The sequence below is a fragment of the Victivallis sp. genome (genome assembly GCF_048170485.1).
In the GTDB taxonomy this organism is placed as follows: Bacteria; Verrucomicrobiota; Lentisphaeria; order Victivallales; family Victivallaceae; genus Victivallis.
Genome location: NZ_DBEXAY010000287.1, coordinates 24322 through 35594, shown reverse-complemented (window position 1 = coordinate 35594; position 11273 = coordinate 24322). Strand labels below are relative to the sequence as shown.

Annotated in this window: 7 protein-coding genes; 4 read left to right on the top strand and 3 right to left on the bottom strand. The window is 62.3% G+C overall.

From position 1 onward, the window contains the following. The first annotated feature begins 72 nt into the window (after positions 1-72). From ACMLHG_RS14765 to ACMLHG_RS14755, 3 genes are read left to right on the top strand one after another with little or no spacing between them, the layout of a single operon-like run. Complete coding sequence (locus ACMLHG_RS14765; protein ID WP_417170995.1) at positions 73-1104, top strand: hypothetical protein; 1032 nt, start codon at positions 73-75, stop codon at positions 1102-1104. An 18-nt stretch (positions 1105-1122) separates the two neighbouring features. Next, complete coding sequence (locus ACMLHG_RS14760) at positions 1123-1965, top strand: prepilin-type N-terminal cleavage/methylation domain-containing protein (RefSeq protein ID WP_417170994.1); 843 nt, start codon at positions 1123-1125, stop codon at positions 1963-1965. 36 nt (positions 1966-2001) lie between these two features. Next, positions 2002-6462 (top strand): alpha-amylase family protein, encoded by a 4461-nt coding sequence (locus tag ACMLHG_RS14755; protein ID WP_417170993.1) that lies wholly within the window; start codon positions 2002-2004, stop codon positions 6460-6462. Positions 6463-6488: 26 nt separating this feature from the next. On the opposite strand, the gene ACMLHG_RS14750 is transcribed toward ACMLHG_RS14755, so the two are convergent. The 3 genes from ACMLHG_RS14750 to ACMLHG_RS14740 all read right to left on the bottom strand — a co-directional run bounded on the left by ACMLHG_RS14750 (position 6489) and on the right by ACMLHG_RS14740 (position 10346). Beyond that, positions 6489-7271 carry an MBL fold metallo-hydrolase gene (locus ACMLHG_RS14750; RefSeq protein ID WP_417170992.1) on the bottom strand — a complete coding sequence of 261 codons (783 nt, stop codon included), beginning with the start codon at positions 7269-7271 and terminating at the stop codon, positions 6489-6491. Further along, positions 7268-9334, bottom strand: a complete 2067-nt coding sequence (locus ACMLHG_RS14745) for an alpha-galactosidase (RefSeq protein ID WP_417170991.1) — start codon at positions 9332-9334, stop codon at positions 7268-7270. The genes ACMLHG_RS14750 and ACMLHG_RS14745 overlap by 4 nt, the downstream gene beginning before the upstream one ends. A gap of 103 nt (positions 9335-9437) precedes the next feature. After that, a complete protein-coding gene (locus ACMLHG_RS14740; RefSeq protein ID WP_417170990.1) occupies positions 9438-10346 on the bottom strand; it encodes a hypothetical protein in 909 nt (302 codons plus the stop codon). Positions 10347-10431: 85 nt separating this feature from the next. On the opposite strand from ACMLHG_RS14740, the gene ACMLHG_RS14735 reads away from it, so the two are divergent. Continuing rightward, positions 10432-11271, top strand: a complete 840-nt coding sequence (locus ACMLHG_RS14735; protein ID WP_417170989.1) for a helix-turn-helix domain-containing protein — start codon at positions 10432-10434, stop codon at positions 11269-11271. Positions 11272-11273 lie beyond the last annotated feature (2 nt).

The following is an 11273-nucleotide window of genomic DNA, read 5'->3' as shown; positions in this document are numbered from 1 at the left end:
CACTCTTGCAAATGGAAGAATTAATGCTTTATTACCTATGCAATCACTTATGCAAAACAGGAGAATCCGATTGTGAAGGAGACGGGAGCAAGTCTGCTGGTACGCCACGAGGTGGTCCGGCTGATTCAGGAGGCGCGCGGGCAGTCGATCCGCCTGCCCTCCTCGACGGAGATGGCGCGCCAGCTCTCGGTCTCCCAGCGGACCGTCGCCGCGGAATACAAACGGCTCACCGATGAAAACTGGATCTACGGAATTCCCGGCGTCGGCACGTTCACCAAACCGAACCGCGAGTATTTCTACCGCGAGGCGGAACACATCCGCAACATCGGCATCGGCATCGGCAACGGGCTCTATTATGCGATTCCCCGGCCGCTCTGGGAGGCTCAGATGCAGTGCGGACTCAAACTTTACGACACGCTGAAGGCGCAGCCGCACCCGGTCATTTTCACCAACACCAATTCGCGCGACTTCCATTCGCTTCTGAAAGCGGGCCATTACGACGGGTTGCTCTGGCTCCAGCCCTCTCCGGCCGTGGAGGAGTCGCTCCGCAAACTGCACCGGGAGGGGATGCCGGTCGTCACGTTGTTCCACGAGAGCGACTCGCTGCCGGTGGTCACCGCCGATTACGCCGCAACCGGGGAACTGCTGGCGGAAGCGCTTTTCCGCAAAGGATGCCGCCGCATCTGGTGGCTGATGAACGAGCGCTATTTTCAGGAGTTCCGGCCGGGAATCGAAGCGGTGTACCGCAGAGAGAAGCTCCCGCCGGAAGAGATTTGCTTCTTCGACTCGCCGGAGCGTTTCGTCGTGGAATTTCAGGCGGCGCTCCAGCACAACTGCCCTCCGGACGGGGTCTACATGAACTGGCCCCGCTACTGCCACAACCGGCTGCCGGCGGGCTGGCGCGGAGACGATCCGGAACAATGTCTGTGGTGCTTCGACGAGACTGTGCTGAGCGCAATGCCGGATCTGCGCGGAATCGCCTACCGGTACCGCACGGAAGAGATGGCCGCCGAGGCGGTGAAACTGCTCTGGAGCCAGATCGACGGCGCCGATGTCAGCGCCGTATGCCGCAAGATACCCAAATCCATCACATATCACCTGTAAGCAGAAAGGGGTGAAACCATGCAGAAAGTACCGTTGATTCCTCAAGGAACCGTTCCCTGCTCCGGCAAAGCGTCCCGTTCATTCACGTTGATCGAACTGCTCATTGTTATTGCGATCATCGCCATTCTCGCCGCGATGCTGCTGCCGGCGCTGAACAAGGCCCGGGAGCGGGCGCAGACCGTCAACTGCACCAGCCAGCAGAAACAGTACGCGCTGGCCTGCACCCAGTACGGAATGGACAATCAGGAGTGGATGCCGATCGCCTATGCGAATGCGGGCCGGGTGTATGACAGTTCGTTTCCGTTCTTCGGGGAGGATGTGATCACCTCCGGGCGGGTGCTCTTCGCCTACAAGTATCTCCCGGTCAATGTGGTCTACTGCGAAGCGATCCGCAAGGCGACCAATTACACCGCAAGCAACATCGCCAACGAGGGAACCGCCACCTGGCTCTGCTATTCCCTGCTCGACTGGGGGCGGGCGGCTCAGTCCTACAGCGGGTCCTGGGATCCCTTCAAGCGGGAGGCGAAAAATCTGGTCGCCGGCGTGGGGTATGAATATGTCGATGACAACACCTGCTGGCAGACCTTCAAGGGAGCCAAAGGGAGCCCGGCGCAGAGAATTCTCGGCGGCGACGGCATGATGGTCTCCGGCGGAAAATTCGCCGCACGCTCCAACATCGGCAAGCTCTGGTGTCTCGGCAGCGAAAACATGGGCCATCTGGCGATGGTTCACGGCAATCAGACCAACGTCTTCTATCTCGACGGCCACGCCGCCACCGGCGGGGCAAAGCTGCTGGGGAAAGGCGCCATCACCAAAGCGATCGACCCGATCTTCCCCGGACGCTACATCCAGTGTCTGTAACGGAAATTCAAAACCATCAACCGGAAAGGAAACGATATGAAGAAATTCTGGCATCTGTTGCTCCTGCTGGCCGCCGCCCTCCCGCTGTACGCCGGCCCCGCACTGCGCATCGATCTCGTCGGCCACTCGCCGGGAACCACGCTGGACCCGGTTTCCGCCCCGGAGGGCGCGGTCTTCGAACACCCGGCCTGGGACACGAAAGAGAACTCCCGCCGGCGCCGGCTCTGGATGTATCTGCCGGAGGTCAAGGACAACCAGTGGCGGAAGTTTGAAATCCGTTTCCGGACCGACCGCAAACAGCTGGTGCGCGTCGGCTTCTCCCGGATGCGCCAGGCCGCGGGAGAACAATATCCCTATCTCCAGCTGCGCAATGTAAAGACGGAGAATTTCCCGCTCAAACCGGAGTGGACCCGCTCCCTGCCGGAGCTCAAACCGGTCGCGGCGGAACAGGGCACTCTCCTCATTCCCGCCGGCGAAACGCTCTATCAGGACCGGGTCGTTGACGGAAACGTCGAGCTCGTTATCACCGGGGAATACCGCTTCACCGACCGGAGCTCCGTCCGCCCGGAAGCGCCATCGGTCGCGTTTGAATCCGGCCGCTGGAAGCTGATTCTGAACCGCGACAACGGCAGCTGGCGCAGTCTCTCCTTCGACAACCGGATTCTCTTCACCGGCGAAACGGCGCCGTTCGAACTGAAGCTGAACGGCGGACAAAGTCTGAACAGCGAGGAAACCCGGCTGGTGAAGAGCCGCTTCGATGCGAAATCCGGCACGCTGGAGCTGGAATACGCCGCGCCGGAATGGAATTTCATCGAGACGATCCAGTTCGGCGCCACCGCGCCGAACCGGTTGCGGCGGCAGGTCTCCTTCGCGTACCTCGGCAACGATCCGGAGCGGTCGTTTCACCGGTTCACCTGGCTTCTTGCCATGCCCTGCCGGGGGAAATACCTCTTCCCCGGCGTCTTCTTCAACAACCCGAGGGGAATCTGGGACAGCAGCCATAAATTTTCCGGAGCAGGCAGCGGCCAATGGGGCAGAGGCCGCCTGGAACACCTCCCGGACAACGCCGGCTTGTACGCCCCGCACTACGTCGGGGCGCTTCTTTTAGAACAGGAAAAAGGCCCGTCACTGCTCTTCCTCCAGAAGAAAGAGCAGGAGGGATACGCGTATATCATCCGCCGGAGAGGCGGTTCTCTCCGCATCGAACTGCCGACAAGCTGCGCCGGATGGGCGGAAAAAGGGGTGCGCCATTCGCTCGACCCGCTCTATCTGGAGGCAAGTTCCCGCCCGATTCAGCAGGCGCTCCGCAACGATCTGCCGAAACTCTTCACGGCTACCGGCCAGACCGCGCCGCAGGATCGCCCCGCACGCGTGGCCGAAAGCCGGATCTACGGCAGTTACGGCGCCGAATTTCAGATGGCGAACTTCAACGATGCCGCCGGGGGGGAAGCTGAACGGGTCCGGGAGATGGGGTTCAACGTCTTCTATCTGCCGCCGGTGCAGGTTTCAACTGTGCGGTACAATCCGGTCGACTTCACCCGGGTCGATCCAACCTGGGGCAACTGGGAGGAGTACCGCAACTTCGCCGCGAAATTGAAAGACTCCGGAATCGCGCTGATGCAGGACATCGTACCGCACGGCGGCGAAGTCCCCTCGATTCTTGAACGGCTCTTCCTCTACAACGGCATGACGCTTTCCGGGCGGCCCGCCGACTTCAACAGCCCCGAGTGGAACCGGAAGCTCGGGCAGTATGCCCGCAACTACTGCGAGCACGGCGCCGAAGCGTTCCGGATCGACGCGGTCGCAGGCAGCTCCTGCCCCAACTGGCGGCGCGCCGGACGCGGTCTGCCGCGCCGGGTGCCGTTCGAGGAACGGTTCAAAGCCAATCCCCGCAACACGCCGCTCCCGGACGGGGTCTGGGAGAGATTCCTCGCCGAAAACGGCGGACAGGTGCCCGCGCTCTCCTATCCCCGCGCCAGTCTGGCCGAACTCGCCGGCGGCATCCGGGTCATGAACACCATCCGGAACGAGGCCAGACGAATCTCCCCGGAAAACTTCACGCTGGCGGAAACCCACGGCTACCCCTACACCCGGTTTGCCGATCTCAGCTACGACATTCTGACCAACTATCTGCCGTACAAGATCAACGAGATTCCGGCGGGACCCTTCGCAGCACAGCTGGCGCAGTATCTGGAGGAGTCCCATTACGCCGACGTTCCCGGCGCATTGATGATGCGCAGCATCGTCACCAACGACAACCGTCACGCGCTGGCGGTCTGCGGATTTTCCGCCTCGCGGCCGCTGGAGGCGCTGCTCTATTTCAGCGAAGGGGTGCCGCTCTGCTACTCGGACCACATGTTCGGCAACTACCGCTTCTATCAGAAGCTCAATGAACTGCGCCGCACCACCCCGGAACTCAACCATGGCACCCCCCGGTACACCCACGACGGCGGCGCTCTCCTGATCGAACGGCGCAACGACAATTCCGCCGTGCTGGCAGTTCTCAACTTCGCACCGGAAGCGCGCACCATCACGCCGCTTCTGCCCGAAGCGCTGCAGAAGGCTCCGTCGGTCGTCGACGCGATGAGCGGCCGCGCCATCGCCCGCCGCGGAAACCGCGCCGAACTCTCGCTCGCCCCGTGGGACATTCTGCTGCTGAAGGCGGGAACTCCGATGAAGGAGGCCGCCCCGGCCGCACCCCGCACCGCCGCGACAGACATGGTCCGGCAAAACGGCAACCGGATCGAAGCGGGGAGCTACACCTTGCGTTTCGACCCGGCGACCGCACTGCCGGAAGCCATTCTCTCCGCCGACGGGCGGGAGCTCTTCGGCGCGGCCGATCTTCTGAGCGCCGCCTGGAGCCCGCTCCCGGAGAAAATCGAGACGAACATCGAATCGCGGCCCGACGGCGTCGCCCTGTGCGGCCGGGCCGGCGACGCGAGCTGGCGCTGGCTCTGCCGGGCGGACGGCATCGCCGTCGAAGTGAAACTGCCGGACACCATGCGGCTGCTTCTGCCCGCAGTCTCCATGCAGGAGCTGCGCTACCCGGCCGGCCTGGTCTGGTGGGAGGAGCACATCTCCCCGGCCTTCGCCCGCGGCATGCGCTGGCGGCCTTCGCTCAAGCGGTCGCCCTTCCGGCGGGGGGAGGACTTCACGTTGCTCGCCGATTCCCGGCTGACGCCGCTCGCCCTGAACGAACCGCGCCTGCTGTTCGCCGACGGCGAGGGCAGAAGCTGTGTGGCGGAATTCGAGACGGGAAACGCTCCGGCCTTCCGGCTTTTCCGCCGTTTCGGCGAAGTTCCGGGGGTGCACCTGCAGCTGATCGGCGACGGGAAAATGCAGCTGAAACCGGGGGAAGCCCTTCCGGCGAAGAAGATCGCCGCCGCCCCGTGGCGCGTCGGGGAACTCTCCGTGACCGACCTCGGCAACGACTACCTTCTCGAAAACCGCCACTATCGGATGAAGATCAGCCACCGCGGCGGCGTGGTGCGCGAATTCCGGCGCAAATCCGACGGGAAACTGCTCTTCACGATGGGAGAACTCTTCCTCGCCGGGAAAAAGACGCTCCGCACGCTGGTGGATTTCGAGAGCTTCGTCTCACTCCAACGCGACGGGAACCACCTCGCGCTGTCGGTCGAAGCGGAACTGCGCCCCACCTACGGGCGGGCGGAGAATATGCCGCTAGTCTGCAACATCCAATTTCTCTTCGATGAGACGCCGCAGGTCACCGCCCGGTACGAGGTGCTGCCGACCGGAAACGGATACCCCGATTCCGCCTTCGAGTTCCGTTTCCGCACCGACAGAGAGAAGCACTTGACGCTCCATCCGGCCGGAACCATCCTGCCGGGAAACCGTTATGGAATGAACGTCCGGTTCGACGCCTCCGGAGCGGAAACGCCCGCCGCGGACGCGAAAGCGGAGGTCGCCGCCGGCACCGGGCCGCGCCCGGACCTCATCGCCGGATGCTTCACCTGGAACTCCCTGCGGAACGGGAAGACCGGCGCGAGAAACGACGACTTTCCGGAAGGGGTGGCGCTGACCCACGATTTCCGCAGCTACCCGGTGTTCCGCAACGGCGAAAGCGCGCTGGAGATGCGCTACCCCGACCCGCCGCTGGAACTGAGCGTCGGCCCGGCGGAACTTCCGGCCGGAAGCGAATGGGAACTGACGGTGAACTATTCGGGCAAAGATCTGGTGATGGAGAAGCCCGCCTTCCGCCGCTCGGCGTGGACCCCCGACTGGAACGCCGCGCCGGACCGTCCCCTCCCGGTGACCGTCACACTCTCCGGCATCGACGGGAACGGCAGGCGCATCACCGAGACCCGGAACTGCACCTGGCAGGGATCGCCGAAGAGGGCGGAGCAGAAGTTCCGTTTCCGGGTGGCACACGCGCTTCGCAGTCCGGTGGTACGCCTCCAGACGAAACCGGCGGAAGGGAGCACGCTGTGGATTCACGCCGTAACGCTCTCCCCCGCCGCGGCCCCGGGAAGCCGGTGAAACGCCCTCCGTCTCCTCCCGAGGCGTCAGCGGCGACGTTCCGCTTCGATCTGGCGTTGCAGACGTTCGGCACACGTTTCGAGAAACGGAATCCACTCCCCGGGAGCGATGAAGGGATTTCCCGCTCCGGAACCGATCCGGGCCGCCTTCCCCAGCGTGTCGTTGCAGTGCACGTGGTTGCCGAGCGGCACGTCAACATGCTCCCGCTTCAAACGTTCCAGCCCGGCGAAAAATTTCTCCCGGCAGTCGAACGGAAGATGATAGCGGTTCAGAAATTCCGCCGTCATGGAGTTGACCCCCACCCCGCCATGCATGCCGGCCCGGTATCGGACGCCGTTCTCCTCCGTGTCGAAGAAAAACGACATGGTCCCCGGCGTGTGGCCGGGAGTCGCCAGACAGAGAATCTCCGTAGTGCCGAGACGGATGCGATCACCGTCACGCAACGCGTGGTCCGGCTCGAATGCCTCCTTGTACACATACCCGAGCTCCTTCGCCCAGGTGAGGTCCAGCGTGCCGTTGGCGTAATCGACATCCTCCGCGCCGAGAAAGGTTTCCGCGTCGGCAAGTTCGAGCAGTGCCCGGGTCGCGCCGAGGTGGTCGTAGTGCCCGTGGGAGTGAATCACGCAGCGGATTTCGCGGGAATCAAACCCGAGTTCCCAGATCGACTCGATCACATGATGCAGCGTCTGCGGATACCCGCTGTCCAGCAGAATCAGCCCCTCTTCGGTCGCGATCAGGTGGGAGGATGCCGGTTCCGTCCCGACGAAATAGATGTTTCCACAGATTTTGAACGGTTTTATATGGTTCATTTCACTCTCCGATAGTAGATGAGGGTGACGGAACGGGGAATCTCCATGACGATCTGCAGGCCGGAAGCAAGTTCCCCGCCCCGGACGATGCGGGTCGTACCGTCCAGATATTCCAGTTCGTACTCCGCCGTCGGCTGGATCTCGTTGAGGGCAAAACTCATCTGCGCCTCCGGACTCTGCGGACGGCGGAAGGCGAGGACAAAACCGCTTCCGCTCTCCGGCAGGTGAACCTGGCAGGCGCACCAGACCGCAGGATTGTCCGGCCGTTCCGTCAGCGGATACAAATTGCCGTCGATCAGGATGTCGCGGAGCCGTTTCTGATGAAAGAGCATGGTGCGGTGATACTCCCAGTCATATGCGTCATCCGCCGGAACGCTCCGGCTGTCGTACTGCCAGATCTTGTTGGAAATACCGGTCCCGGAGCAGCTCAGAAAATCGTAGGGGTCGTGTTCCGGCATCCAGGTGAATCCCGCATGGAGCGGCACCCAGTCGCTCAAGTAAAGACTCTGGACCTGAACGTACTCCCGCAGATAGTGCAGCAGACAGGCGTAATCGCTCCGGCAGAGCGGCCAGCTGTAGGTGAGTGCGAGATAATCGAGCCGGCGACCGCCGGAAGCGCAGTTGTCGAACGGCATGTCCGGGAACGCCTGGTGGAGCCGTTCCCACAGTTCATAATGGCCGGCGACATGTTTCATCTCCGCGACGCCGATCCGGTCCGGCGCATCCATTGCGGCCCAGTAGGGAAGCGTGTTGAAGTTGAAGTCCTCGCGGTAGATGTCGATTCCCTGCTCCTCAATCAGCGTCCGGAGCGTATGGAAGATGTAGTCCAGCGCTTCCGGATTGCCGAGATTCAGCAGAAAGACGTCGCTGTCACCGCAGGTCGTCAGCCACTCCGGGTGTTCGGTGAGGATGGAGCCGCGGCAGCGCGAATGCACCCGTTCCGGCTCGAACCAGGCGAGAAATTTCATCCCCGCCTTCCGCGCGGCGTCGCTGACCGGCCTGAGTCCGTTCGGATGCGGAACGGAATTGATCTCCCAGTTGCCAACCCGCACCGGCCAGTCGGAGCGACCCTCCTTCTTCTGCTCCTCCTCATCGAGAAAGTGGGGACAGGGGCCGGGGTAGCCGCTCCACCCGGCGTCGATCCAGAACACCTCGTAAGGGAGCTGATGCCTTTCGATTGCGGCGATCCGGTCGAGCATTTTTCCGGAGGAGAGTCCGCCCCAGGTGACGAAGGAGACCGGCGGCTTGAGGAGATTCCCCTTCGAATCGCGCGGCGCATGATGGGCGACCATGAAACGGCGGTGTTCATTCTGCGCCTCGCGGACGCTCTTCCCGCCGCGGAAATGAAGGAAGAATCCAATCTGACGGAGTTTCTCGCCCGGCAACATCCGGAACCGGGTGCGCAGCATGGAGAGAGAGATCCGGTAGTGGTGCAGGTGGTAGAAAACCGGACAGTTCTCCACCGGGATCTCGATCTCCGCCTTCCACGCGCCGCCCCAGCCGACGCCGATGTTCATCCCCTCGAATTCGCCGGTGTCGACGCCGAAGTAGGGGAGAAACGTCGAGCTCGGCCGCCCTTCGCAGGACTCCATGACGAAGCGGTTGGAGCCGGAGCGGGTCCAGAGCTCCCGCGTCTGCGGAATGAAGTCGTTGATGTCGGCGCAGGAACCGAGATTGTAACGGACGGTGATATGAGTGCCGTCCTGCCAGTCCGGCATTACAAGATTCTGCGGCGGCAGCTCCTCCTGCAGATCCAGCGGGCGGAACTCCTCCACGATCCCGCTCGGTTCCGCGCCGGGGTTTTCCAGCCAGGGCTGGCATTCGACGATGGGGAACTTTCGGTAGATGCGCATATTCAGGCGCAGCATCAGCCTGCCCGGCTCGATCTCATAGAGGATTTCCCGCTCGTCCCAGTGCTCCTGCGGCCGGGAGGAGTCCCGGAAGTCAAGGGTGTCGGAGGTCAATTGGTTGCCGTTGCAGAGCAGCGAAAAAAGTCTTTTCCGCTTTCTGCCCGGTACGAAAAGCTGCTGTACAAAACGGTCCCGTCTGGCGAAAGAATCCATCGTCTTACCCTTCTTTGTAGTTTTCTGGATGCACTATCACGAAGCAAAATTTTATCCGCGGCGAACCCCGCGGCGTTTTTCACAGGCACACCGGCGGACCGGTTCATCGCAGACTGATGCCGATGATCCCCAGCGTGACGGCGATCAATCCAATCCAGCCGGCGAGCGGGAAACGCTCCTTCCGATGCACGGCACAGTACACGGTGAAGCCTATGATGCACACGCCGATCGGAATCGGATAGCCGATGGAGCCGGCACCGGCCTCCGCGACGAGATTCAGCCCGTTGTAAAAGAAGAAATAGTTGCTGAGGCAGAACAACAGCAGAAGCAGCAGGCCGATCTTCCACTCCGCGGACCGGGGGGAACGCCTCAGCGCCGGATCGAATTCCAGACAGATCAGAAATCCCGCCGCATTGCCCGTCATGCAGGAGAAGGTGCGGAAGACGCTTCCGGAATCCGCGGCGATCTTCCAGTAGGAGGGCAGACTGTTGCAGCACTGCGTCACGCCCGCGAGCAGGAATGCGCCGAATGCCGGAATGAGCCAGCGCGCCCGGGAGGAACTCCGGCGGCCCGCACCCGGGTCCCGGGTCGCTCCCAGCAGAAGAATGCCGCAGAGAATCGCGGCGATTCCCAGCACTCGCCCGAGCGGGAGCGGCACGTTGAAAAAGAGCACGCCCATCAGAAAGGGAGCCAGCAATCCGGACTGCATCATTCCCCAGACGATGCCGTTGTGGCCGAGCCGCATGGCGCGCGCAGTCAACACGTAATTGAAATAGTTCGCCACGCCCGCGCCGAAATGAAGCAGAAAGACGGCCAGCAGAATCTTCCCCGGCAGTTCCGGCCGGCCGCCCGACAGAAACAGAACCGGCACGCTGATGAGAGCGGCTCCGGCCGAGGAGATCATCTGGACGATGTTGTAGTTCAACCCGGTCGCGGCACAGCGGCTGACCGCAATGCCGATCGCGACCCAGCAGATTCCGGCGAGGATGAGCAGAACGATTCCTGAAATCATTTTCTTACGCGGAACATTGGTTTTCTCTTTTTTTATAGTATATTACAAAAGATGGAAAAAAAGAATGTTGAATCAGAGAAATACTATGTCATATTACGGAAAATCGGAATATTTCCGCCACCTGCGCATCGAACGGCTGGACGGGGATGTGACCCGGGTGTTTCCAGACCACCCGCGGACGGTCCGCACCCTGCCGTTCACAGTGGTGACCTGTCAGGAGCGGCTCGAAGGGATTTCGTACCACGGAAGCAGCTGTCTCTTCGACGAGGAGGAGGAGATTCATGCGGAAGGCCCCTCCTGCTGGGTGATCCCCGCGGGCGTGCGTCACCGGTTTCTCGCTCTGGACGAGGGGCACCTGAGCATCTGGGGCCATTTCAACTTCTTTCTGGAACCCAACTGGAACATCCTGCAGTTCTACCGGGTCCCCCGTCTGCTGGAAGGGGAGATCCGGGAGCGGATCTGTGCGCTGGTCCGGATTCTGGCGGAGAACCGGCACGAGACGCTGCCGGAGGTCTGCCGGTTGAAACGGGCGGAATTCGAACTGCTGGAACTCATTCTCGAACAGAGCGAACCGCGTCTCGGACTGCAGAATTTCCGGACGGCCTATCTGGACTTTCTCCCGCTTCTGGAGTTCATCCGGGCGCATCTGGCGGAATCCCCCGGTCTGGACCGGCTGGCCCGGGAGTTCGGCACCTCCCGCTCGTCGCTGGAGAAAAGGTTCCGGAAAGCGTTCGGCATCTCCATCGGCCGTTTTCTGCTGAACAGCCGTCTGGCGGAAGCGGCCAAACTGCTGCGCGACGCCTCGGTCAGTTGTGCGGAAGCGGCCGACGCGACCGGATTCGCCAATCAGTTTGCCTTCAGCAAGGCATTCCGGAAGGCGTTTCAGCTCTCGCCGCAGGAGTACCGCCGGACCCGCGGCGGATGACG